This is a genomic window from Pseudomonas sp. GW460-LB5, assembly GCF_059423245.1.
In genome coordinates, this window is the sequence record NZ_JBWKXT010000021.1 from 1 (window position 1) to 22,867 (window position 22,867).

Below are 22,867 nucleotides of genomic sequence, written 5' to 3' on the forward strand. Positions count from 1 at the left end.
ATACGCACAGTGCTGCCCGGTTCGGCACGGCCGGTCAGGACGGTGCCATCCGCGCTGACGGCCAGCTCGGTCGGGGCACCTGGGGCGGTGATGTCCGGGGCTGTGAATTCCAGTGGTATCGAACTGTTGCCAGCGGCATCGACCTGGCGGATGTCCAGTACCTCGCCATTGGCCTGGGCGGGCGAAAGGGTGAGGCTGAAGGTACCGTCGGCGTTCACCAGGCCACTGCCGATGAGGTTGCCGGCGGCATCGCGCACCTGCACGGTGGCGCCGGGTTCGCCGCGACCGGTAAGGTTGGCGCCCTGTTCATTGATCGCGAGGTCGGTCGGTGCCAGTGGCGCGGTTGCGTCCGGGGCGGTGACGGTGCCTGGCGCCGAGACATTTCCGGCGCCATCGGTCAGGGTGACTTCAAGGTTCTCGCTGTTGACCTGCGGTGGGTTCAACGTCACGTTGAAGCTGCCGTCGGCACCCACGGTGCCGCTGCCGATCAGGTTGCCAGCGGCATCGCGGATGTTAACCGTGGTGCCCGCTTCACCGCGGCCGCTCAGGCGCAGGCCATCCGGCGACACCAGCAGGTCGATAGGCGTGGCCGGTGCGGCGGTGTCGGGGTCGGAACCGCCGCTGCTGCCACCGCCGCCGTTGTTTGCCGCTGCCGCTGCGCCGCCCACGCCGAGCAGGCTGAGCCCGGCAATCGCCCAGGTCGGCATGGCACTGCCGGCGGTGCCGATACCCGCTACCAGTTCGTCCAGCGAGGCCACGTCTTCGAAGGTAAAGCCGGTGAACGCTGCCGCATCGTACTGGGCATGCCACAGGGTGCCGTCTTCGCCGACGAAGACCATGTCGCTGCCGACCCCGGCCTGGTCCACGGCGAAGAAGTTGCCGATGGTGACCTTTTCACCCGACTTGAGGGTGACGATCAGGTCCTGCCCGCGCTGGGTAACGGTAGCCACCTTGTCGGGAGATACCGGCATCTGCACGACGCCTGGCCCTTTGAGATTGATATTGCCCCAGGCGCTCTGCGTGGCGACTTCGGATTGCTTATCGGCGACGACGATGTTGTCCATGGATGCTCCCTGCTGGTATCCGGATCCCCCGGCCCGACTGTTCGGGCCACAACCGGCGTAACACACCCTTTCAGGGTTGTTAGGCGCAGTCTCGACCAGGCAGTCGAAAAACGGGTGGTTAGGGAGATATAGCAGCCGGGCAGGAAGCAACCAGATGGCTTTCTGGGTTAATCCTTTTGTAGGTGAACCTCAGCGAAGCCCCAGCCGGCGGGCCAATCGGCTCAGGTTTGCGCGGTCCAGGCCCAGCTCACGGGCGGCCGCCGCCCAGTTGTCCTGATGCCGTTGCAGGCAGGCTTCGATCGCCTGGCGCTGGTAGATATCGACCGCTTCGCGCAAGCCGCCTTCAGGCAATGCTGCCACCTGCAGCGGGGCTGCAGAGGAGGGTTGTGAGCCCGTTGTCGGGGGGGTAACGCGCAGGTCCAGGTCGATGGCTTCGAGGGTGAGGATACGTGGCCGGTCAGGGTGCTGGCCGAGCGCCTTGAGTGCCGAACGGCCAATCAGGTGTTCCAGTTCGCGCACATTGCCTGGCCAGTCGTAGGCGACCAGCGCGGTTTGGGCGTCGTGGCTCAGGCGCAGGCTGTTCAGGCCAAGTCGCGATCGGTTCTGTTCAAGGAAATAGCCAGCCAACAGCAGTACATCTCGACCACGTTCGCGCAAGGGCGGCACGTGTAGTGGGTATACGCTGAGGCGGTGGTAGAAGTCGGCGCGGAAGTTGCCATTGCGCACTTCGGCAGCCAGGTCGCGGTTGGTAGCGGCGATCAGGCGCACGTCCACCCGGTGCTCGCGGTCCGAGCCCAGGCGTTGCAGCTGGCCGCTTTGCAGCACCCGCAGCAGCTTGGCCTGCACGGTGAGTGGCAGTTCGCCCACTTCGTCGAGGAACAGCGTGCCACCGTTGGCCAGTTCGAACTTGCCACGGCGTTCGCCGTGCGCACCGGTGAAGGCACCGCGTACATGGCCGAACAGTTCGCTCTCGACCAGGGTGTCGGGCAGGGCGGCACAGTTGAGGCTGACCAGCGGCTTGTCGGCGCGGCTGCTGGCCTGGTGCAGGGCCTGGGCCACCAGTTCCTTGCCAACCCCGGTTTCGCCGGTGATCAGCACGGTGAGGTCGCTGCCGCCGACCAGGCGGATTTCTTCTACCAGGCGCTTGTGTGCGGCGCTCTGGCCAATCAGCTCTTTGTCCTGGCCGCTGGCCTGACGGTAGATCTCGGCGCGCAGGTGTTCGTCTTCAGCACGCAGGGCCAGGTGCTCGATGCGCTCGGCCACGGTAACGGTGGCGGCCGCCAAACTGGCGAAGGCCTGCAGGGCATCCAGCTCCAGGCTCTGGAATTGCCCGGGGGTGAGGGCGTCGAGGGTGACCAGGCCCCACGGGCGTTCATCGACCATCAATGGGCAGCCCATGCAGTCGTGCACTTCAAGGTCGGCATCCGCGGCGTTGACCAGGCCATCGTAGGGGTCGGGCAGTTCGGAGTCGCTGGCAAACCGGGTGGGTTCCGGTCGGCTGAGCAAAATCTGGAACCGCGGATGCTCACTGACCCGGAATCGGCGGCCCAGGGTGTCGGGGCTCAGGCCGTCCACAGCCAGGGGTACCAGCCATTCACCGTCCAGGCGCAGCAGCGCAGCGGCGTCGCACGGCAGCAGGCTGCGCATGGCCTGCAGCAGGCGGCGGTAGCGCTCCTGATCGGGCAAATCGCGGGACAGATCACTGACGAGGGGCAGCAGGGCGGTTAGCAACGGCTTTGTAGTCATATTGACTCCTGTAGGTCCATATGACTATACATCGAGCCGAGTCATTTTGACATGGGCTGCATCAAACCCTTGATTTTGCTGGCTGTGAAAGTTGGCACGAATGCTGAAACGGCAAGGGCAGTCATTTGAAGCCACAGGCTCAGGAGTTGCTGCAATGCTCAATGCCGAACAACGTGCAATCATCAAGGCCACTGTCCCCCTGCTGGAAAGCGGCGGCGAAGCACTGACCACCCACTTCTACAAGATGATGCTCAACGAGTACCCAGAGGTACGCCCACTGTTCAACCAGGCCCACCAGGCCAGTGGTGACCAACCACGCGCCTTGGCCAACGGCGTGCTCCTGTATGCCCGCCACATCGACCAGCTGGAGCAGTTGGGCGGCCTGGTTGGGCAGATCATCAACAAGCATGTTGCCCTGCAGATTCTGCCGGAGCACTACCCGATCGTCGGCAGTTGCCTGCTGCGCGCCATCGAAGAAGTGTTGGGCAAGGAAATTGCCACCCCGGCAGTGATCGATGCCTGGGCCGCGGCCTATGGTCAGCTGGCCGACATCCTGATGGGTGCAGAGGAAAACCTTTATAAACAGAAGGAAGAGGCCGAGGGCGGCTGGCGCGGTACCCGCGCATTCCGCCTGGTACGCCGCGAGCAGGAAAGCAGCGAGATCGTCTCGTTCTACTTTGTACCGGTGGATGGCAAGCCCGTGCTCAAGGCCGAGCCAGGCCAGTACATCGGCCTGAAACTGGACATTGACGGAGCCGAACAGCGCCGCAACTACTCCCTGTCGGCGCTGTGCGATGGCAAGGAGTACCGCATCAGCGTCAAGCGCGAGGCGGGCGGCAAGGTTTCCAATTACCTGCACGATCAGCTGGTGGTGGGCGAGACCCTGCAACTGTTCCCGCCTGCGGGTGACTTTACCCTGGCAGCCAGCGACAAGCCGCTGGTGCTGATCAGTGGCGGCGTAGGCATTACACCGACCCTGGCGATGTTGCAGGCCGCGCTGCAAACCCGGCGTGAGGTGCACTTCATCCACTGTGCGCGTAACGGTGCGGTGCATGCCTTCCGTGACTGGGTCGATGGCCTGGCGGCGCGTTATCCGCAGCTTAAGCGCTTCTACTGCTATGCGGAGCCTGCGGAGGGCGCCGAGGCCGATGCCGTCGGCCTGCTGAGTGAGGACCTGCTGGCCGAGTGGCTGCCGCAGGAGCGGGATGTGGATGCCTACTTCCTTGGGCCAAAGGCGTTCATGGCGGCGGTGAAGCGCCAGTTGAAGGGCCTGGGTGTGCCGGAGCAGCAGAGCCGCTACGAGTTCTTCGGGCCGGTACAGGCACAAATATGTATCCCAGCCACAGTACTCCTTCCTGCCTATATATAAGGAGAGATGAAAAGCGCCTGCTCAGCTTTCATCTTTAATCCTCCTTTAATCACGGTATCCTTCACTCCCGGGTGTCGAGGGGCTTGCCCCTGCGCGGTACCCGTGCAGCCGTTTTTTTGCCGCCCGGCGTTGAACCGACGTTGTTGCGGCCGGTCTCAGCCACACCGGATAGCCCTGCGCAGTGCTGTCACGCCGCTTCCTCGGCACGCTCAAAGGCCCTGCCCAGCGTGTAGACTTGCGCCCAGGCAGGCGGACCACGCTGCCACTATCCATCGAAGGAACCGGCAATGAACGAACAAACATCGCGCCTGAATCGGGAACGGCGCTTTCTGGTGCTGTTGGGCCTGATCTGCCTTTCGCTGATTGGCGGCGCCCTCTACATGCAAGTGGTACTGGGCGAGGCACCGTGCCCGTTGTGTATCCTGCAGCGTTACGCGCTGCTGTTCATTGCCGTGTTTGCCTTCATCGCCGCAGCGATGCCCGGGCGCCGCAGCCTGACCTTCTTCGAAGCACTGGTTGTGCTCAGCGCGATTGGCGGAATCATTGCGGCCGGCAACCATGTGTATATACTCGCCAACCCCATGGTCAGTTGCGGCATCGACACCCTCCAGCCGATCGTGGATGACCTGCCGCTGGCCAAGCTGTGGCCGCTGGCATTCCAGGTCGACGGCTTCTGCAGCACCCCGTACCCGCCACTCCTCGGTTTGTCGCTGGCGCAATGGGCGCTTGTGGCGTTCGTGCTCACCGCCATCCTGGTGCCGCTCGGGATCTACCGCAACCGACGCCAGGCTTAGACAAAAGTCCCGAATCGCATAGGGTCTTTTACAGCGCATGTGAAGAGGGAAAAGTCGCTCACCGCTTGATCCAGATCAATCACAAAGCCTTGTAGAATGCGGCTTTGAGGCCTGGCAAGCGGGGTGCGACAAACTGTCGCGAAGTTGAATTATCGAGCAGCATTGTTGCACATTCTGTAAAAGACTGTTGCTCAATAAGTCATAGTCAAGGGTTGGCGACCTCACTACAATCGCCCCCAATTTCCGTTCGGCACTGCTTGCGAGTCGCAGGATTGAAGGAAGCCCCAGCGCTCCTTTTTGCTGACTTCGTCAAGTTTCGCCCAACGGCGATACCGGGCGGACCCCCCTCCGCGTTTTCCCGCACCAAATGGACTTGGTCTGAAGTACAGGCCTGTTGCCTACGAAACCATAAGCACCGCTAACAACGCTTGAAGCCAAGGTCCTGCAGTCGGACCCCAGGCAGGAGCGAGTACGGGCGCAAAATGCCTCACTTGGCAGGACGAAGTGTTGGCTACCAAAACACAAATTGCATTGAAGCAAGCTGATCTAGAGGTCGTGAGATGAGTAAAAAGCGTTACCCCAGACTGTTTGGCATATTGCCCTTTTTAGGCATGCTTTTACTCAGTGGGTGCAACTGGACCCTGCTCGACCCGAAGGGACAGGTCGGCATTGAGCAAAAGAACCTGATCCTGATCGCTACCGGCCTGATGCTGCTGGTGGTTATCCCTGTGATCATCATGACCTTGGCGTTCGCCTGGAAGTACCGTGCTTCCAACAAGGCAGCCACCTACACCCCTGACTGGTCGCACTCGACCAAGATCGAGGCTGCGGTGTGGATCATCCCGATCCTGATCATCATCGCCCTGGGTTACGTCACTTACCACTCCACCCACAAGCTGGACCCGTACCGTCCGCTGGACTCGGACGTGAAGCCGATCCAGATCGACGTTGTCGCACTGGACTGGAAGTGGCTGTTCATCTACCCGGAACAGGGCATTGCCACGGTCAACAAGATCGTCTTCCCGGCTAACACCCCGGTCAACTTCCGCGTCACTTCCGACGCCGTGATGAACTCGTTCTTCATCCCGGGCCTGGGCGGCCAGATCTACGCCATGGCCGGCATGACCACCAAGCTGCACCTGATCGCCAACGAAAACGGTGTGTTTGACGGTATCAGCGCCAACTACAGCGGTGCTGGCTTCACCGGCATGAAATTCAAGGCTACTGCCACCTCTCAGGAAGACTTCGACAAGTGGGTCGCTGAAGTCAAGCAGTCGCCGAAGAAGCTGGACAAGGCTGAATACGACGCCTTGGCCAAACCAAGCGAAAACAACCCGGTCGCGCTGTATAGCGAGGCTTCGCCAGAGCAGTTCCAGCTGATCGTCGACAAGTACGAAGGCATGAACCGCGGTCGTAGCCACGAAGAAGCAGGCAGCAAAGATCTGGCCACAACCAAGGGTGTGGAATCGAGTATGCAACCAGCTGCCGGTGCAGAGGAGTAAGAGATGTTCGGTAAATTAAGCCTGGAGGCGATACCCTATCACGAGCCGATAGTCATGGTGACGCTTGCCATGATCGCGCTCGGCGGTATCGCTGTCGTCGGTCTTATCACCTATTTCCGCAAGTGGACCTACTTGTGGAGCGAGTGGCTGACTACTGTCGACCACAAAAAGATCGGCGTGATGTACATCATCGTCGCGATGGTCATGCTGCTGCGCGGCTTTGCCGACGCCATCATGATGCGTACCCAGCTGGCTGCCGCTACCGGTGGCTCCGAAGGCTACCTGCCGCCTGAACACTATGACCAGATCTTCACCGCTCACGGTGTGATCATGATCATCTTCATGGCGATGCCGTTCTTCACCGGCCTGATGAACCTGGCGGTTCCTCTGCAGATCGGTGCACGTGACGTTGCCTTCCCGTTCCTGAACTCCCTGAGCTTCTACCTGCTGCTGGCAGGCGTGCTGCTGGTCAACATCTCGCTGGGCGTTGGTGAATTCGCCAAGACCGGCTGGGTTGCCTATCCGCCGCTCGCAGGCATTCAGTACAGCCCTGGGGTGGGTGTCGACTACTACATCTGGGCGCTACAGCTATCCGGACTGGGTACGACGCTTACCGGCGTGAACTTCCTCGTCACCGTGATGAAGATGCGCGCACCTGGCATGAAGCTGATGGACATGCCGATCTTCACCTGGACCTGCACCTGGGCCAACGTACTGATCGTTGCTTCGTTCCCGATTCTGACTGCTGCACTCGCTCTGCTGACTGTTGACCGTTATCTGGACTTCCACATTTTCACCAACGAGCTTGGTGGGAACCCGATGATGTACGTCAACCTGTTCTGGGCGTGGGGTCACCCTGAGGTTTACATCCTGATCCTGCCGGCCTTCGGCGTGTTCTCGGAAGTTACCTCGACGTTCTCTGGCAAACGCCTGTTCGGCCATCACTCGATGATTTACGCATCGGGCGCGATCGCCATCCTTGGCTTTGCGGTATGGCTGCACCACTTCTTCACCATGGGTGCCGGCGCCAGCGTCAACACCTTCTTCGGCCTGGCGACGATGCTGATCTCCATCCCGACCGGTGTGAAGCTGTTCAACTGGCTGTTCACCATGTACCAAGGCCGTGTGCGCTTCACCGCACCGATGCTCTGGACCCTGGGCTTCATGGTCACCTTCTCCATCGGTGGCATGACCGGCGTACTGCTGGCCGTTCCGGGTGCTGACTTCGTTCTGCACAACAGCCTGTTCGTAATTGCGCACTTCCACAACGTGATCATCGGTGGCGCGGTATTCGGCTACATCGCCGGTTTCGCCTTCTGGTTCCCGAAAGCCTTCGGTTTCACCCTGAACGAGAAGTGGGGCAAAGCTGCCTTCTGGTTCTGGCTGTCGGGCTTCTACGTTGCGTTCATGCCGCTGTACGCCCTGGGCTTCATGGGCATGACCCGTCGTCTGAACCACTCCGACAACCCACTGTGGGAACCCTACCTGTACGTAGCCGTTGTCGGCGCCGTGCTGATCCTGTTCGGTATCGCTTGCCAGCTGATCCAGATCTTCGTGTCGGTTCGCGACCGCAAAGACAACATGGACGTCACTGGCGACCCATGGGGCGGCCGTACCATCGAGTGGTCCACTTCGTCGCCACCGCCGTTCTACAACTTCGCTCACATGCCTGAGAAAGTTGGTCTGGACGCCTGGCACGAAGCCAAGGAAGCCGGTGTTGCGTACAAGGTCCCGGCCAAGTACGAAGCGATCCACATGCCGAGCAACACCTCCACCGGTCTGTTCATGGGTATGTTCCTGACCGTGTTCGGCTTCGCCTTCATCTGGCACATCTGGTGGCTGGTGGGCGCGAGCCTGTTGGCAACCATCGCAGTCTTCGTTCGCCACGCTGCACGTGACGACCAGGGCTACATGGTTCCGGCCGAAGAAGTGGCGCGCATCGAAGGCGAGCGTATGAAAGCGCTGGCCAAAGCAGGTGCTCTGCCTGCCGGCGCACGTGTCGAATCGTTTGAGCGGGTGTAATCAATGTCCAGTCAAGTAATGCACGGCGGCGCTGCTCATGGTCACGACCATGGGCATGACGACCACCACCACGACTCGGGCCAGATGACCGTACTGGGTTTCTGGCTGTACCTGATGACCGACTGCATCCTGTTTGCGTCGCTCTTCGCCACCTACGCGGTGCTGTCCGGCAGTTTTGCCGGCGGCCCGTCGGGTCATGACATCTTCCAGCTCGATTTCGTAGCTGTTGAAACGCTGTTCCTGCTGCTGTCCTCGATCACCTTCGGCTTCGCCATGCTGAAGATGTTCGATGGCAAGAAAGCCGGTGTACTGGGCTGGTTGGCTGTGACCTTCCTGTTCGGTGCAGGCTTCATCGCGATGGAAATCTATGAGTTCCATCACCTGATCAGCGAGGGCTTCGGCCCGCAGCGCAGTGGCTTCCTGTCGGCGTTCTTCGCCCTGGTAGGTACCCACGGTCTGCACGTGACTGCCGGCCTGATCTGGATGGCAATCATGATGTACCAGATCAACAAGCATGGCATCACGCCGACCGCCAAGACCCGCATGAGCTGCCTGAGCCTGTTCTGGCACTTCCTGGACGTGGTCTGGATCTGCGTGTTCACCGTCGTCTACCTGCTGGGGGTTCTGTAATGGCTAGCGCACACGACACTCATCACGAAGGTAACCACGGCAGCGTCAAGTCGTACATGATCGGCTTTGTCCTGTCGATCATCCTGACTGCGATCCCGTTCGCACTGGCCATGACCGCCAGCCTGCCGAAGAACCTGACCGTTCTGATCATTGTTGCCATGGCCGTGATCCAGGTAGTTGTACACCTGGTGTACTTCCTGCACATGGACCGCTCGAAAGAGCAACGCAACAACGTGTCGACGTTCCTGTTCACCGTACTGGTAATTGCACTGCTGGTCGGCCTGTCGCTGTGGATCATGTTCAACATCCACATCGAAATGATGGCCAAGTGAGGTAAGACTGCATGTCCGTTAAGCACTTTATCCAAATCACCAAACCGGGGATCATTTTCGGTAACGTGCTTTCCGTGGCAGGCGGTTTCTTCCTTGCCTCGAAGGGCCATGTGGACTTCGCCTTGTTCCTGGCGGTGGTGATCGGTACTTCGCTGGTGGTTGCGTCCGGATGCGTGTTCAACAACTGCATCGACCGTGACATCGACCACAAGATGGAGCGCACCAAGAACCGCGTCATGGTGCAGGGCGGCATGTCGCTGCCCCTCGCGCTGATCTACGCCACCCTGCTCGGGGTGGCGGGTTTCAGCCTGCTGTATGTCCAGGCCAACCCGCTGTCGGCGTTCTGCGCAGCTGTAGGCTTCATCGTCTACGTCGGTTTCTACAGCCTGTGGCTGAAGCGTAAATCGGTGCACGGCACCTTGGTCGGCAGCCTGTCGGGTGCCATGCCTCCGGTGATCGGCTACTGCGCCGTAAGCAACAGCTTCGACCTGGCTGCGGTAACCCTGCTGGTGATGTTCAGCCTGTGGCAGATGCCGCACAGCTTTGCCATCGCCATCTTCCGCTTCAAGGATTACAGCGCTGCCAACATCCCGGTCCTGCCGGTGGCACGTGGCATCCTCGCGGCGAAGAAGCAGATCGTGCTGTACGTGCTGGCCTTCGTGCTCGCCACCTTGATGCTTACCCTCGGCGGTTACGCCGGCCTCGGCTACCTGGCCGTGGCAGCTGCCATGGGCCTGTACTGGCTGTACATGGCCTGGGGTGGCTACAAGGCAGAGGACGACAGCAAGTGGGCCCGCAAGGTGTTCGGCTTCTCGATCCTCACCGTCACTGCCCTGAGCGTGATGATGGGCGTGGACAGCCAAACCGCTGCGGACGTGCTGATGACCTACGCACGCTGAAACTGCTGCCTGTTTCACGAAAACCCCGGCCATGTGCCGGGGTTTTTTTATGCCTGTCTTCCTGTGCCGGCCCTTTCGCGGGCTCGCCCGCGAAGAGGCCAGCACAGGAAACATGAAATCTGGCTTTTCAAATAATACGTCTGAAAATATATGACAAAACAGGAAAATGTCCTTTACATATTTTATGTTTCGGCATTATCTTCTGAGTCAGGCCGCCACATCGGCCAACGTCGCTCGGACGGTTCCGGGCGCTTACGTCCTCAGAGGAAGCCATGGCTAACCCAGGTTCGCCGCGCCGCTTTGCGCGCATTGATCGTCTCCCCCCTTACGTTTTCAACATCACTGCCGAGCTCAAGATGGCTGCCCGCCGCCGTGGCGAAGACATCATCGACCTGAGCATGGGCAACCCCGACGGCGCTACACCGCCGCACATCGTCGAGAAGCTGGTGCAGGTTGCCCAGCGGGAAGACACCCACGGCTATTCCACCTCTCGCGGTATCCCGCGTCTGCGCCGGGCCATTTCCAACTGGTACAAGGAACGCTACGAGGTCGACATCGACCCGGAAAGCGAAGCCATCGTCACCATCGGCTCGAAAGAAGGCCTGGCCCACCTGATGCTGGCCACGCTCGACCAGGGCGACACGGTGCTGGTGCCCAACCCCAGCTACCCCATCCACATCTACGGTGCGGTCATCGCCGGTGCCCAGGTGCGTTCAGTGCCGCTGGTACCGGGTGTGGACTTCTTCAACGAACTCGAGCGGGCGATCCGTGAGTCGATCCCCAAGCCGAAGATGATGATCCTCGGCTTCCCGTCCAACCCCACTGCTCAGTGCGTGGAACTGGACTTCTTCGAGCGCGTGGTGGCCCTGGCCAAGCAGTACGACGTGCTGGTGGTGCATGACCTGGCCTACGCCGACATCGTCTACGACGGCTGGAAGGCCCCGTCGATCATGCAGGTGCCTGGTGCCAAGGACATTGCCGTAGAGTTCTTTACCCTGTCCAAGAGCTACAACATGGCGGGCTGGCGGATCGGCTTCATGGTCGGCAACCCCGAACTGGTCAGCGCCCTGGCGCGCATCAAGAGCTACCACGACTACGGCACCTTTACCCCGTTGCAGGTGGCTGCCATTGCCGCGCTGGAAGGCGATCAGCAGTGCGTGCGCGACATTGCCGAACAGTATCGCCAGCGCCGCAACCTGCTGGTGAAAGGGCTGCACGAACTGGGCTGGATGGTTGAGAACCCCAAGGCGTCGATGTACGTGTGGGCGAAGATCCCTGAGCAATATGCACATATGGGGTCGCTGGAGTTTGCCAAAAAACTCCTGGCCGAGGCCAAGGTGTGCGTGTCGCCGGGCATCGGTTTTGGCGAATATGGTGATGACCATGTGCGCTTTGCCCTGATCGAGAACCAGGACCGCATACGCCAGGCCATCCGCGGGATCCGGCAGATGTTCCGGGCTGATGGGCTGGCTCGCAAATAAGCCAGTTGGGGCTGCCAGGCAGCCCCATATCTACCCCAGGGCGAGCTTTCCGCCTGCATTTCCCCGATCTGCCTACCTATCTTCAGCACTCATTTCTCACCACAGAGACTCCCCAATGAGTGTGTTCACCGCCTATTTCTGCGGTACCGGTTCTCACCGTTTCGACGACGCAAACCCCAACTTCTGGAACGGCGAGCTGGTCTCGACCCTGGCCGCAAATGACGAGGGCCGCGAATTTGCCCACTGGATCGCCGTAGACGGCCCAGGCAGCGGCAACCTTCAGGATGACAACCTGTTCGTAGAACCCGGTGGCTACTTCAACTGGACCGGCCAATTGTTCGGCCGCGGCTGGGAAGAAAACGTCAACCATGTGCTGCAGGTGATCAAAGGCGAAAGCAGTTGGCAGCGCACCAAGCTGAGCGAGGAAGAATACCAGCGGCTGAAGGACGCTGGTGTACCTGTACCGGACGTTTCCTCCACGGCCTCGTGGTTCTGGCGCACCTACGACTACGGTGATCGCCAGCCAACCCCGCAGGCGTTGCAAGAGCGCATCATCAGCATGTTCCGCAAGCCGCGCATTCCAACCCAGGTGAACCTGGTGGGCTGGAGCCGGGGTGGTATCAGCTGCCACATGCTGGCCAACGCCATGGCAAATGACCCGGTACTGCGGGAGGTGCCGGTGAATATCTTCGCCATCGACCCGGTGCCGGGTGTTGGCAATGTGCAGGCCGAGCGCATCGCGCTAGCGCAGAACGTGCGTGAATACGTCGGCTTCTATTCGCGGGATGAGCGGTCCAAAGGGTTTGCCTGCGTAATTCCTACCGTCGCCAGTGGCACGCAAATCTGCATTTATCCAATGCCGGGGCGTCATGCCACGCTGGTGGGTAATGCATCGGTAGATGGTGCCGGCGATGGCAAGGTGCTCAAGGAACCCGGGCTTATCGTTCGCCATTTCGCCGAAGTCTGCCTGACCCGCTGGGGTGTTCAACTGGGCAAGCGACTGGCCTTGGATGACCGCCAGGTGATGGAATATCACCAGGCCATGGCCGCAGCCGAAACGCAGTACCAAGCCATGCGCAGCAAATCGTATACGGTGCTGACCGAGGGGGAGAAGCACGACCGGTTGGTGCATTGCGGCGAAGCCCGCACGCACTTCAGCAAGGTGTGTGGTGATGCCTATGACCCGACCGAAGGCCTGGCGCTGCAGCGTTGGGATGCCTCCACCTACAAGGCATTGCGCTGAATGAAGCAGGCGGCCGGATCAGTGGCGAAATTTTTTGCATGTGCCCTCTATCCAGCCGCCCCCGGTTCGATTGAAAATGGCGCGGCGGGCCAGCCCCGATAACAACAACCTTCCCTCCGTGGCATCATGTCTGAATATAACCCTTGCCTTGACTGCGGCGCCTGCTGCGGGTACTTCCGTGTGTCCTTCTTCTGGGGCGAATGCCAGTCTGCCGGGGGCGTTGTGCCGGACGATCTGGTGGTACAGATCAACCCCACCCGCGTTGCCATGATCGGCACCGATGCCAAGCCCTGCCGTTGCGTCAGCCTTGAAGGCGAGATCGGTAAGGAAGTTGCTTGTACCATTTACGCCAACCGCTCCAGCCCTTGCCGCGAGTTCGAAGCATCGTGGGAGGGTGGGGTGCACAACCCCAGCTGCGACGATGCGCGGGCGGCGTATGGGCTGCCACCACTGACGCCGCCAGGCGCCAACGAGCCGCATTGGCCGGATGATGGGGCTGAGGTGGCCTGAAGTATTGATCAGCCTGACGCGGTCAATGTGGGAGCGGCCTTGTGCCGCGAAAGGGCTGCACAGCAGCCCCGGCAATTCCCGCAGCGCCGCTGATACCTAGGGGCCGCTGTGCGGCCCTTTCGCGGCACAAGGCCGCTCCCACAGGGATCGCGCTAGCCATCAGCTGTAAGAAAATTCTGAACCTGAAACCAAATGCTTCAGGTTGCCAAGGATTGGGATTTATCCTACGACCTCAGTCGGATGCCGTCTGACATACGGGGAAATGCTCCAGCGGTAACTTCATTGCTCGCCCAAAAGGCGAGCGAGTGTGAGAACTCGTCGTTGGTAGTCTTCCTGTCAGTTCATGGCAGCTGTGCGCGTGCAGGCTTCGGTCTGACCGTGGTGACTCCAACACGGGCTTCTCACCTCGCGCACGGCTGCCGCCCAAATCTGTGAGAAGGATTTCAGGTGGTTGCTCCTTTGAACCTATTGGAGTCAATCATGAAAAAACTGGTCCCTGATCCACCCGTTACAGACCTGACATACCAAGCCGCCAAGTCCCAGGCCACACAGGTCATGGACACCCTTTCCAGCATCATCATCCAGTATCTCGACGCCGAAGCTCCGGTTTTGCGTGCTTCATTGCTCGAAGCCATGTCGGCCCAGACCAGCCAGCTGCATGCCCTGCTAGCCCATATGAAAGCGCTGGAGGCAAAGGCATGACCAACCACCTCACATCCCGCAGCACCGCAGGCGTGGAAAAATTCCTTGAGCTGTACCGGGTAGAGCCAGGTGTACCGCTTGATCTGGCATTCGATGAATTGTCGGTGCTGATCGGCTGCATCAAACACCTGAACGAGGAGGCCGAGATGGAGGGCGACAAGGTCGCCGGCAGCGCGGCGCGGATTCTCAGTGCCATGGCCAAGGCGCTGATCAATGACATGGAAATGGGCTTGAACAGGGGAAATTGAGTAAGGCTTGGTGTGCCTGTCCGGCGGGCCAGTTGCGGCTGGCAAGTGTATCCCTTGAGTTGTCCGTCGTCTTTGAGACCGAGCGCCGCGCGGGCGGCGCTCGATTGGCGCGCCACTAAAAATCCCAAGCCAAGCCTCCTCAAACACACTCCATAGACCTGCCCCAGTCACGCCACTTGACGTTAAACTGTCATCTCCCCAGCAATGGACAGGAGATCCGGCGTGACCCCACCCCGCAGTTTCCCCAGTGACCTCTGCCTCGACAGCCCGCGTCTGCAATTGCGCCCCATGCGCCATGCCGATGCCGCGCAGTGGCTAGCGATCATGGCCGACCCCGAGGTCATGCGTTATTGGCACCATGCCCCCTGGCAAGACCTGGCCGAAGCCGAAAGCGCCCTGGCCGCCGACCGCGAAGCCTACGCCAATGGCGACCAGCTGAAGCTTGGCATGTACCGCCGTGACAACGGCGAACTCATCGGCATGGTGCAGCTGTTCAACATCGACGATGTGTCCCGCCGCGGCGAAATCGGCTACTGCCTGGCCAGTGCCGTGCAGGGCAGGGGCTACATGGACGAAGCATTGACCTGCTTCATCGATTACCTCGCTCACACCCTGCACCTGCGCCGCCTGGAAGGCGAAATCGACCCCCGCAACCAAGGCTCGGCGCGCACACTCGAGCGCCAGGGCTTCGTGCTGGAGGGCACCCTGCGGGCACGCTGGTGTGTGGCCGGCGAATTGTCTGACTCGGGTATCTATGGCTTGTTGCTTGAGCCACCCGTTGCATAGTCTTGCGCCGCATGGTGTCTCCGTGCGGCAACCGTCCAGGGTCTGGAAGCGGGGCAGGGCCTGGGTTAAGGTCGTAGGCTGTCCCGTTTCCTCCAGGTGTGCCCCTTGCCCGTTTTCTACCTTAGCATCAGCCTGCTGCTGTATCTGCTCGCCCTGTTTTTCGATGGCGCGCTGATGAGTGGCGATCGCCACATGCCGGCCCTGCAAATGTTGCTGTACGGGCCATGGGGTATGCCGTTCGGCTTGTACCAATGGTTTGCCAACCCGCTGCTGGCCCTGGCCATTCTTGCCCATCGACGGTTCCGCCGCCTGGCATTGCTGGCCGGGTTGGTGGCGGCGTACCTGGCGGCCAGCAGTTTCGGCATCACCCGCCTTCCGGACAACCAGAGCTATGAGTTCCACGACCTGACCGGTTTCGGTGCTGGCTTTTATCTATGGCTGGCGGCCATTGGGGTGTTTTGCCTGGGGCAGGCCTGGCATTGCTGGAAGGCACGTAGCGCCGACGACATGCCGGGCTGGAACTGGCTGGATGTGGCGTTGATTGCGGCGCTGGGCGTGGCGCTCTATTCGGCAACGCAGATGCAATCATTGCGCTTCCAGCCAGGCAAGGTACTGATGCCGCCGGAACAGCCGCAGTCGTTTTGATATCCGCAAGGAGGGTTTGCATGATCAAGCATTGCCTGACAGGCCTGGCACTGGCCGGCATTTTGCCGCTGGCCGTGGCGGACGATTACACGCCGGCCTACGGCCAGTGCATGGACAAGGCCTCCAGCACCGTGGCCATGAGCCAGTGCATCCAGGCCGAGACGCACGTGCAGGACCAGCGCCTGAACCGGGTGTACAAGCAGTTGATGGGCAAGCTGGATGCCGGGCAGCAGAAAAGCCTGCGGGATGTGCAGCGTAAATGGCTGGCCTACCGCGATGGCAATTGCCAGTTCCATGTGCAGGCCAGTGGCGGGACCATGGCGCAGCTGGAGGGAGGGTCATGCATGATGGACATGACCCGCGACCGGGCGGCAGAGCTGGAACGGGTGCTCAGCCCGGGGCAATGACGATGCCTGTGCCGGCGATGGGGCGCGAAGCGGCCCCGCTTTTACTTGTGCGGTTCGCGCAGCACCCGAGCTTTGAGGTATTCGCGCACTTCCACCGCATCCCCGGCAAACTCGATACGCTCTGCCTTGGCCGCACGCTGGTAGGCATACATCGGGTCGTAATACTCGTTCAGCAAGCCTTCGATCCAGCCCCGGTGCAGGTCCACTGCGCCGCTGCGCTGTTGCTCTTCAAGGGCGAGGCGCAGGATCTCCGAAAGCCGCTGATAGCGCTCCCCACCCAAGCGCTTGTAGATGTTGGCCATGCTTTGCAGCATGCGCTCGGCAAACAATCGACGGCCATCCTCTTCGCCATGCACGGCGATAAACTCGGCACTCAGGTTGACCACATAGTCGCGCAAGATGCGCTCCACGCGGTTGGCGAAGCTGTCTTCCAGCCACACCAGCGGGTACTGCTGCATACCCTGGTACAACTCCAGTGGCACCGTGCAGCTGCCGACAATGCGGCCTTCATCTTCCAGCACGAACTGCTCGCAGCCGCGGGCGCGCTTTTTAAGCACATCGATGGCCAGCTGGTTTTCGAAATCGATCTGTGCCGGTTGTGCAGTGGCGCGTTTGCCGAAGCTGGAACCGCGATGGTTGGCATGGCCTTCCAGGTCGAGCACGTTGTCCAGCTGGTGCAGCACATCGGTCTTGCCGGTACCGGTCAGGCCACCTACCAGCACGAAATCGCATTGCGCTACAGCCTGCTGAGTGGTTTCCAGCAGGAAGGTGCGCATGGCCTTGTAGCCCCCTTTGACACGCGGGTACTGGATACCCGCCTCATCGCGTAGCCAGCCTTGCACGATCTGCGAACGCAGGCCGCCCCGGAAGCAGTACAGGTAACCTTGCGGGTTGGCCTGGGTGAACGCCACCCAGGCATCCATCCGAGCCTGTTTGGTGGTGCCGCTGACCAACTGGTGGCCAAGGGCGATGGCGGCGGCCTGGCCCTGCTGTTTGAAGCAGGTGCCGACCTTCTGCCGCTCCTGGTCGTTCATCAATGGCAGGTTGACCACGCCCGGGAAGGCGCCTTTGGCGAATTCCACGGGGGCGCGCATGTCCATCATCGGCACATCGTCGAGGAACAGCTGACGGAAGTCGGTGCAGTCGGGGCGCATCAGATCACCTCGACCGCGTGGCTCTGTCGCTCGACCAGCTTGCCGATTGGCGACAGTTGCAGGCCCAGTTCGGCCGCCACGGTGAGGAACCCGGCTTCACCCTCCGGGGTAACGGCCACCAGGAGGCCACCGCTGGTCTGCGGGTCGCACAGCAGGTGCTTCTGGTCATCAGTGAGGGTGCCGATCTTGTGCCCGTAGCTGTCGTAGTTGCGCAGGGTTCCACCGGGGATGCAGCCCTCCGCCAGGTAGTGGTCGACACTGGGCAGGCGTGGTACAGCGGCGTAGTCCAGGTGCGCGGTAAGGCCGCTGCCTTCGGCCAGCTCGACCAGGTGGCCGAGCAGGCCGAAGCCGGTCACGTCGGTCATGGCCATGACCCCGTCGAGCTTGCCGAAGCGGCTGCCGGGGGTGTTGAGGGTGCACATCCAGTCGCGGGCCAGGCCCTGGTCTTGTTCGCGCAGCTTGGCCTTTTTCTCGGCAGTGGTGAGGATGCCGATGCCCAGTGGCTTGGTCAGGTACAGCTGGCAGCCTGCAGTGGCGGTGTCATTGCGCTTGAGGTGGCGCTTGCTGACCACACCGGTGACGGCCAGGCCGAAGATTGGCTCAGGCGCGTCGATGGAGTGGCCGCCAGCCAGCGGGATGCCGGCTTCGGCGCACACGGCACGGCCGCCACGTATCACTTCCCGTGCCACTTCCGGTGGCAGTACGTTGACTGGCCAGCCGAGGATGGCGATGGCCATCAGCGGGTCGCCGCCCATGGCGTAGATGTCGCTGATGGCGTTGGTGGCGGCGATGCGGCCGAAGTCGTAGGGGTCATCGACGATGGGCATGAAAAAGTCGGTTGTCGAGACCACGCCGCGCTCATCGTCGAGCGCGTACACTGCGGCATCGTCGCGCGACGCGTTGCCGACCCACAGTTTCGGGTCCAGGGCCTGGGTGCCGCTTTCGGCGAGAATCACGTCCAGCACCTTGGGGGAGATCTTGCAGCCACAGCCGGCACCATGGCTGTACTGGGTCAGGCGAATCGGCTCGCTCATGTGTACCTCAGCAGGTCAAATTGTCGCGCGATTGTAGCAAAGCTGGCCTTTGGGCCCTTGCCTCTTATAATTCACGTTGTCGGCGGATTTGTCGGCATTTCCCCGCTATTGAACCGGAGAATACCCATGCTCAAACGCCCCCTGGCGCTCGCCGCCGGTCTCGTGCTGTCTTGCTGTGCCGTTGCCGCTCAGGCCGCTGAAACCCTGCGGGTCAGCGCCATTCCCGACGAAGCGCCTACCGAACTGCAGCGCAAGTTCAAGCCATTGGGTGAATACCTGGCCAAGCAGCTGGGCATGGAAGTGAAGTTCGTACCGGTGGCCGATTACCCGGCGGTGGTCGAGTCGCTGGCCGCCGACCGCCTGGACCTGGCCTGGCTGGGTGGCTTCACCTTTGTGCAGGTTCACCTGAAGGACCCGTCCGCCACGCCGCTGGTGCAGCGTGAGCAGGACGCGCAGTTCACATCCAAGTTCATTACTGCCAACCCCGACGTGAAGAGCCTGGCCGACCTCAAGGGCAAGTCGTTTGCCTTCGGTTCCATTTCGTCCACGTCGGGCAGCCTGATGCCACGCTACTTCATGCTCAAGCAGGACAACATCAAGCCTGAAGCGTACTTCAGCCGCGTGGCCTACTCGGGGGCCCATGACGCCACCGTGGCTTGGGTACAGGCTGGCAAGGTAGATGGTGGCGTGCTCAACGCCAGTGTGTGGCAAAAGCTGGTGGATGCCGGCAAGGTGGATACCAGCAAGGTGAAGGTGTTCGCCACCACCCCGACCTACTTCGACTACAACTGGACCGTGCGCGGCAACATGGACCCTGCGTTGAAGGACAAGATCAAGAAAGCCTTCCTTGAACTCGACCCGGCCAACCCGGAGCACAAGGCGATTCTGGACTTGCAGGCCGCCAGCCGCTTCATCGAAACCAAGCCTGAGAACTACCTGGGCACCGAGCAAGCTGCACGTGAGGCCGGCCTGCTCAAGTGACCGCTTCGAATGTAGCCATCCATCTGCACGGTGCCAGCCTGCGCCATGGCCAGGTCCGCGCGCTTGACGCGGTGAGCCTGCGCATTGAGCAGGGCGAGCGGGTTGCCATCATCGGGCCGTCGGGGGCGGGCAAGTCCAGCTTGCTGCACCTGATGGCCACGGCCATCCAGCCCAGCGGCGGGCGCCTGGAACTGCTCGCCGAGCAGCCTTGGGCGTTGTCGGCCCGGGCACGCCAGCGCCTGCGGGCGCGGGTTGGCCTGGTGCATCAGGCGCCGCCCTTGCCACCACGCCAGCGGGTGGTGACAGCGGTACTGGCCGGCCGCCTGGGGCAGTGGGGGGTGATGCGCGGTTTGCTCAACCTGCTATACCCCGGCGATGTGCCGGGCGTGCGCCAGGTTTTGGCGGAGCTGGGGCTGGCCGACAAACTGTTCGTGCAGTGTGGGCAATTGTCCGGTGGCCAGTTGCAGCGCGTGGGCATTGCCCGGGCGCTGTACCAGCGGCCGCAGGTGCTGCTGACCGATGAACCGGTATCGGCCATGGACCCGGTACTGGCCGACCACAGCCTGGCCTTGCTCAACCGCCATGCCCAGGCCAACGGCGTGACGCTGGTGGCGAGCCTGCATGCCGTTGAGCTGGCGCTGGCACATTTTCCGCGGGTAATCGGTATCCGCGAAGGGCAGGTGGTGTTCGACTGCCCGGCTCAGGCCGTTACCGAGCAATTGCTGGAAGCGCTATACGCCAACGAACAACTCGTTTCGCCGCCAACCCAGGGGCCGACCCTGACCGTGCAGATACCGCGGTGCTGAAGGCCGATACCCGCGACCCGGCCCTGCTGCCGCGGTTGCTGCTGGCCTTGCTGGCAGTGGCCGTGCTGTGGCCTGGTATCCGCTTGAGCGAGTTGAACCCGTGGGTACTGCTGCAGGCCGAGAACCGGCAGCAGATAGCCAGTTTCGCTGGCGCCTTCTGGCCTCCGGCACATGATGCCGATTTTCTTGCGCTACTGTATGAGGCCACTTTGCAGACCCTGGCCGTGGCGACTGCCGGTATGGCGCTGGCGTTGGTGTTGGCTATTCCGGCGGGTTTGCTGGCCAGCCGTGCGTTGTCTTTGCGTGCCGCTTCACGCGGCGGGCGGGCCGGCTTCTGGTCGCGGCTGCTGCGCCTGCCGGTGCGCGGGCTTCTGATTTTCCTGCGTAGCGTGCCAGAGATCGTCTGGGCGCTGCTGTTTGTGCGCGCCGTGGGGCTGGGGCCGACGGCGGGCGTACTGGCGATCGCCATTACCTACAGCGGCATGCTTGGCAAGGTCTACGCCGAAATCTTCGAGTCGGTCGACCAGCGCCCTGCGCATGCCTTGTTGCAGGCGGGCAGTGGCCGGCTGGCGGCGTTTCTCTACGGCATCCTGCCCAATGCTGCATCGGAAGTGGTGTCTTACACCGTGTACCGCTGGGAGTGTGCGGTACGGGCGTCGGTGGTGATGGGCTTTGTCGGGGCGGGCGGGCTGGGCCAACAGATCGACCTGTCGATGCGTATGTTCGATGGTGCGCAAGTGGCGAGCATGCTGCTGACGTTCTTGCTGCTGGTGATGCTGGCCGACCTGCTCAGCCGCTTGCTGCGCTGGAGGCTGGCATGAACCGCGCCATCAACCTGCTGCTGCTTGGCGCCATCGCGGTGGCGGTAGTGGCCTCGTTCGCCTTCCTGGAACTGGACTTGCGCGCCTTGGTCGGCAACGGCGGGTTGGGGCAGATGGGCGAATATGCCGGGCGTTTCCTGCAGCCAGATGTGTCTGCCGGGCACCTTGAGGCGGTCTGGCGTGGGGCACTGGAGACACTGGCCATGTCAGGCCTGGGGACTTTGTTGGCAATGGTGCTTGGGATACTGCTGGCGCTGCCGGCGGCGGGGCGTTTCGGCTGGCCGTTACAAGGCGCGGCGCGGCTGTTGCTGAACGCCCTGCGGGCCATCCCGGAACTGGTGTGGGCGGCGTTGACAGTGCTGGCGGCAGGCCTCGGTCCCAATGCGGGCACCCTGGCCCTGGCGCTGCATACCGCTGGCGTCCTGGGGCGCTTGTTTGCCGAGGCGCTGGAGAACGCACCACCGGAGCCGGCAGCGGCTATCCGCCTGCAGGGCGGCAGCCAGGTGGCGGCGTTCTGTTTTGGCACCTTGCCTAACCTGTGGCCGCAGTTGCTGGCCTACAGCTTGTATCGCTGGGAAAACAACATCCGTATGGCCAGTGTGCTGGGGTTTGTCGGGGCGGGTGGCTTGGGGCAGATGCTGTACACCACCTTGAGCCTGTTCCAGGAGGCCCAGGCCAGCACGGTGATCATCGGGATGCTGGTGCTGGTGTTGCTGGTGGATGTGTTGAGCGACGTGGTGCGCCAGCGTTATGTACGGGCCTGACACCTAGCAAAATCCCTCACGCATCCACTGCCTCGGCACACTGCGCTTCCCGCTGCATCGACTCCAGATTACGTTCGATCGTCTCGCAAATGGTATCCATCTGGATCTGGTGCTCACTGAAACGGAACGGGCTCTGCAAATCCGTGCCGATCCGCTCGATAGCCAGCAGCATGAACCCCACCACCGTCGATGCCAGCGGTGTGAACCAGCCCAGCGACTCCACCAGCCCCACCGGCACGATCAGGCAGAACAAAGTAATGAACAGCCGCGGGAAATACACGTAAGGGTAGGGCAACGGTGTGTTGGCAATGCGCTCCATGCCACCCTGGGCGTTGGACAGGTCCACCAGGGTCGACTCCAGCCGGGCCAGGCGAATGCTGTCCAGCCGCCCGGCTTTGTATTCTCGCGCCAGCAAGGCCGCCGAGCCGCCGAGAATGTCATTGGCGAAGTTGTTTGAACGGTTGCGGCGTTCGAACTCTGCGGGCGGGATGAATGCCATCAGCTCCTCGGGGCAGCGTTCCCCCTTCAAGTGCGCCGCCAGGCAGTTCACGTAGGCGATATGGCGGCGCAGCAGGGTAGCCTTGACCGGGTTCAGGCCATCATCCGGGTCGTCGATCAGGGTCAGCGTCTGCCGGGCGAAGCTGCGCGAACCGTTCACCAGCGCCCCCCACAACGTGCGTGCCTCCCACCAGCGGTTGTAGGCGCTGCTGTTGCGAAAACTCACCAGCACCACCAGCGCCGAGCCCAGTAGGGTCAGCGGGATAAGCGGTAGAGTGAACTTGCTGTTGAGAAACAGCATGAAGTCGATGGTGACCAGCACATCCCAGATCAGCAGCCAGAACAGCGACCAGCCGATGTAGCCGATGGTCTTCACGACCAGGCGGTACTTGCGGGTGATGATGTCTTTCACGCGGGTAACCTCAAGGC

The 22,867-nt window shown here is 61.7% G+C and carries 24 protein-coding genes; 19 read left to right on the forward strand and 5 right to left on the reverse strand.

What is annotated here, in order from left to right; genetic code table 11:
• Positions 1-1,064 (reverse strand): Ig-like domain-containing protein (locus tag AC07XM_RS14480; RefSeq protein WP_146024525.1); only part of this gene is annotated, 1,064 nt, incomplete at its 3' end.
• 189 nt (positions 1,065-1,253) lie between these two features.
• On the reverse strand, positions 1,254-2,810 hold the full coding sequence (gene norR, locus AC07XM_RS14485; protein WP_016484937.1) for a nitric oxide reductase transcriptional regulator NorR: 1,557 nt from the start codon (positions 2,808-2,810) through the stop codon (positions 1,254-1,256).
• A gap of 154 nt (positions 2,811-2,964) precedes the next feature.
• Here norR and hmpA point away from each other — a divergent pair, with 154 nt between their 5' ends.
• From hmpA to AC07XM_RS14560, 15 genes are all read left to right on the forward strand, one after another.
• On the forward strand, positions 2,965-4,179 hold the full coding sequence (hmpA, locus tag AC07XM_RS14490; RefSeq protein WP_102690327.1) for an NO-inducible flavohemoprotein: 1,215 nt from the start codon (positions 2,965-2,967) through the stop codon (positions 4,177-4,179).
• A gap of 287 nt (positions 4,180-4,466) precedes the next feature.
• Positions 4,467-4,973 carry a disulfide bond formation protein B gene (locus AC07XM_RS14495; RefSeq protein ID WP_016484939.1) on the forward strand — a complete coding sequence of 169 codons (507 nt, stop codon included), beginning with the start codon at positions 4,467-4,469 and terminating at the stop codon, positions 4,971-4,973.
• Positions 4,974-5,533: 560 nt separating this feature from the next.
• Positions 5,534-6,475 (forward strand): ubiquinol oxidase subunit II, encoded by a 942-nt coding sequence (gene cyoA, locus AC07XM_RS14500; RefSeq protein ID WP_016484940.1) that lies wholly within the window; start codon positions 5,534-5,536, stop codon positions 6,473-6,475.
• A gap of 3 nt (positions 6,476-6,478) precedes the next feature.
• Positions 6,479-8,497 (forward strand): cytochrome o ubiquinol oxidase subunit I, encoded by a 2,019-nt coding sequence (gene cyoB, locus AC07XM_RS14505; protein WP_016484941.1) that lies wholly within the window; start codon positions 6,479-6,481, stop codon positions 8,495-8,497.
• A 3-nt stretch (positions 8,498-8,500) separates the two neighbouring features.
• On the forward strand, positions 8,501-9,127 hold the full coding sequence (cyoC, locus tag AC07XM_RS14510; RefSeq protein ID WP_016484942.1) for a cytochrome o ubiquinol oxidase subunit III: 627 nt from the start codon (positions 8,501-8,503) through the stop codon (positions 9,125-9,127).
• A complete protein-coding gene (gene cyoD, locus AC07XM_RS14515; protein ID WP_016484943.1) occupies positions 9,127-9,459 on the forward strand; it encodes a cytochrome o ubiquinol oxidase subunit IV in 333 nt (110 codons plus the stop codon). Before cyoC ends, cyoD begins: the two co-directional genes overlap by 1 nt.
• Before the next feature lie 11 nt (positions 9,460-9,470).
• Entirely contained in the window at positions 9,471-10,358 is an 888-nt protein-coding gene (cyoE, locus tag AC07XM_RS14520) for a heme o synthase (protein ID WP_016484944.1), read from the forward strand.
• 272 nt (positions 10,359-10,630) lie between these two features.
• Positions 10,631-11,839: an alanine transaminase gene (gene alaC / locus AC07XM_RS14525; protein WP_019473730.1), complete on the forward strand. Its 1,209-nt coding sequence runs from the start codon at positions 10,631-10,633 to the stop codon at positions 11,837-11,839.
• A gap of 115 nt (positions 11,840-11,954) precedes the next feature.
• Positions 11,955-13,082, forward strand: a complete 1,128-nt coding sequence (locus tag AC07XM_RS14530) for a hypothetical protein (protein WP_060517657.1) — start codon at positions 11,955-11,957, stop codon at positions 13,080-13,082.
• A 126-nt stretch (positions 13,083-13,208) separates the two neighbouring features.
• Positions 13,209-13,592 (forward strand): YkgJ family cysteine cluster protein, encoded by a 384-nt coding sequence (locus AC07XM_RS14535; protein ID WP_016501425.1) that lies wholly within the window; start codon positions 13,209-13,211, stop codon positions 13,590-13,592.
• Between the two features lie 480 nt (positions 13,593-14,072).
• Positions 14,073-14,294 carry a hypothetical protein gene (locus tag AC07XM_RS14540; protein ID WP_172455932.1) on the forward strand — a complete coding sequence of 74 codons (222 nt, stop codon included), beginning with the start codon at positions 14,073-14,075 and terminating at the stop codon, positions 14,292-14,294.
• Positions 14,291-14,542, forward strand: a complete 252-nt coding sequence (locus AC07XM_RS14545) for a DUF3077 domain-containing protein (protein WP_016484949.1) — start codon at positions 14,291-14,293, stop codon at positions 14,540-14,542. Before AC07XM_RS14540 ends, AC07XM_RS14545 begins: the two co-directional genes overlap by 4 nt.
• Positions 14,543-14,764: 222 nt before the next feature.
• The gene (locus AC07XM_RS14550; protein ID WP_016484950.1) at positions 14,765-15,328 is read left to right on the forward strand and encodes a GNAT family N-acetyltransferase; all 564 of its coding nucleotides are present in this window, start codon (positions 14,765-14,767) and stop codon (positions 15,326-15,328) included.
• Positions 15,329-15,433: 105 nt separating this feature from the next.
• Positions 15,434-15,973, forward strand: a complete 540-nt coding sequence (locus tag AC07XM_RS14555) for a hypothetical protein (protein ID WP_102689330.1) — start codon at positions 15,434-15,436, stop codon at positions 15,971-15,973.
• A gap of 20 nt (positions 15,974-15,993) precedes the next feature.
• Positions 15,994-16,380, forward strand: coding sequence for a lysozyme inhibitor LprI family protein (locus AC07XM_RS14560; RefSeq protein WP_016484952.1), 387 nt, complete (start codon positions 15,994-15,996; stop codon positions 16,378-16,380).
• A 41-nt stretch (positions 16,381-16,421) separates the two neighbouring features.
• Here the strand turns inward: AC07XM_RS14560 and mnmH are convergent, their stop codons facing one another.
• Together mnmH and selD are read right to left on the reverse strand one after the other, a co-directional pair.
• A complete protein-coding gene (gene mnmH, locus AC07XM_RS14565; protein WP_102667971.1) occupies positions 16,422-17,534 on the reverse strand; it encodes a tRNA 2-selenouridine(34) synthase MnmH in 1,113 nt (370 codons plus the stop codon).
• The gene (selD, locus tag AC07XM_RS14570; RefSeq protein ID WP_016484954.1) at positions 17,534-18,568 is read right to left on the reverse strand and encodes a selenide, water dikinase SelD; all 1,035 of its coding nucleotides are present in this window, start codon (positions 18,566-18,568) and stop codon (positions 17,534-17,536) included. The genes mnmH and selD overlap by 1 nt, the downstream gene beginning before the upstream one ends.
• A 126-nt stretch (positions 18,569-18,694) precedes the next feature.
• Here selD and AC07XM_RS14575 point away from each other — a divergent pair, with 126 nt between their 5' ends.
• Genes AC07XM_RS14575 through phnE form a run of 4 tightly spaced genes read left to right on the forward strand, consistent with a single transcriptional unit; the run spans position 18,695 to position 21,940 of the window.
• Positions 18,695-19,549: a putative selenate ABC transporter substrate-binding protein gene (locus AC07XM_RS14575; RefSeq protein ID WP_016484955.1), complete on the forward strand. Its 855-nt coding sequence runs from the start codon at positions 18,695-18,697 to the stop codon at positions 19,547-19,549.
• Entirely contained in the window at positions 19,546-20,355 is an 810-nt protein-coding gene (locus AC07XM_RS14580; RefSeq protein ID WP_095115823.1) for a phosphonate ABC transporter ATP-binding protein, read from the forward strand. The genes AC07XM_RS14575 and AC07XM_RS14580 overlap by 4 nt, the downstream gene beginning before the upstream one ends.
• Positions 20,349-21,176 carry a PhnE/PtxC family ABC transporter permease gene (locus AC07XM_RS14585; protein WP_102689331.1) on the forward strand — a complete coding sequence of 276 codons (828 nt, stop codon included), beginning with the start codon at positions 20,349-20,351 and terminating at the stop codon, positions 21,174-21,176. The genes AC07XM_RS14580 and AC07XM_RS14585 overlap by 7 nt, the downstream gene beginning before the upstream one ends.
• Positions 21,173-21,940 carry a phosphonate ABC transporter, permease protein PhnE gene (gene phnE, locus AC07XM_RS14590; protein WP_095115821.1) on the forward strand — a complete coding sequence of 256 codons (768 nt, stop codon included), beginning with the start codon at positions 21,173-21,175 and terminating at the stop codon, positions 21,938-21,940. Before AC07XM_RS14585 ends, phnE begins: the two co-directional genes overlap by 4 nt.
• Before the next feature lie 16 nt (positions 21,941-21,956).
• On the opposite strand, the gene AC07XM_RS14595 is transcribed toward phnE, so the two are convergent.
• Positions 21,957-22,850: a bestrophin family protein gene (locus tag AC07XM_RS14595; RefSeq protein ID WP_016484959.1), complete on the reverse strand. Its 894-nt coding sequence runs from the start codon at positions 22,848-22,850 to the stop codon at positions 21,957-21,959.
• Between the last annotated feature and the right edge of the window lie 17 nt (positions 22,851-22,867).

Excerpts from the sequence above, each read along its gene's own strand:
- norR (WP_016484937.1), bottom strand. The coding sequence starts at position 2,810 with ATGACTACAAAGCCGTTGCTAACCGCCCTGCTGCCCCTCGTCAGTGAT.
- hmpA (WP_102690327.1), top strand. The coding sequence starts at position 2,965 with ATGCTCAATGCCGAACAACGTGCAATCATCAAGGCCACTGTCCCCCTG.
- AC07XM_RS14495 (WP_016484939.1), top strand. The coding sequence starts at position 4,467 with ATGAACGAACAAACATCGCGCCTGAATCGGGAACGGCGCTTTCTGGTG.
- cyoA (WP_016484940.1), top strand. The coding sequence starts at position 5,534 with ATGAGTAAAAAGCGTTACCCCAGACTGTTTGGCATATTGCCCTTTTTA.
- cyoB (WP_016484941.1), top strand. The coding sequence starts at position 6,479 with ATGTTCGGTAAATTAAGCCTGGAGGCGATACCCTATCACGAGCCGATA.
- cyoC (WP_016484942.1), top strand. The coding sequence starts at position 8,501 with ATGTCCAGTCAAGTAATGCACGGCGGCGCTGCTCATGGTCACGACCAT.
- cyoD (WP_016484943.1), top strand. The coding sequence starts at position 9,127 with ATGGCTAGCGCACACGACACTCATCACGAAGGTAACCACGGCAGCGTC.
- cyoE (WP_016484944.1), top strand. The coding sequence starts at position 9,471 with ATGTCCGTTAAGCACTTTATCCAAATCACCAAACCGGGGATCATTTTC.
- alaC (WP_019473730.1), top strand. The coding sequence starts at position 10,631 with ATGGCTAACCCAGGTTCGCCGCGCCGCTTTGCGCGCATTGATCGTCTC.
- AC07XM_RS14530 (WP_060517657.1), top strand. The coding sequence starts at position 11,955 with ATGAGTGTGTTCACCGCCTATTTCTGCGGTACCGGTTCTCACCGTTTC.
- AC07XM_RS14535 (WP_016501425.1), top strand. The coding sequence starts at position 13,209 with ATGTCTGAATATAACCCTTGCCTTGACTGCGGCGCCTGCTGCGGGTAC.
- AC07XM_RS14540 (WP_172455932.1), top strand. The coding sequence starts at position 14,073 with ATGAAAAAACTGGTCCCTGATCCACCCGTTACAGACCTGACATACCAA.
- AC07XM_RS14545 (WP_016484949.1), top strand. The coding sequence starts at position 14,291 with ATGACCAACCACCTCACATCCCGCAGCACCGCAGGCGTGGAAAAATTC.
- AC07XM_RS14560 (WP_016484952.1), top strand. The coding sequence starts at position 15,994 with ATGATCAAGCATTGCCTGACAGGCCTGGCACTGGCCGGCATTTTGCCG.
- mnmH (WP_102667971.1), bottom strand. The coding sequence starts at position 17,534 with ATGCGCCCCGACTGCACCGACTTCCGTCAGCTGTTCCTCGACGATGTG.
- selD (WP_016484954.1), bottom strand. The coding sequence starts at position 18,568 with ATGAGCGAGCCGATTCGCCTGACCCAGTACAGCCATGGTGCCGGCTGT.
- AC07XM_RS14575 (WP_016484955.1), top strand. The coding sequence starts at position 18,695 with ATGCTCAAACGCCCCCTGGCGCTCGCCGCCGGTCTCGTGCTGTCTTGC.
- phnE (WP_095115821.1), top strand. The coding sequence starts at position 21,173 with ATGAACCGCGCCATCAACCTGCTGCTGCTTGGCGCCATCGCGGTGGCG.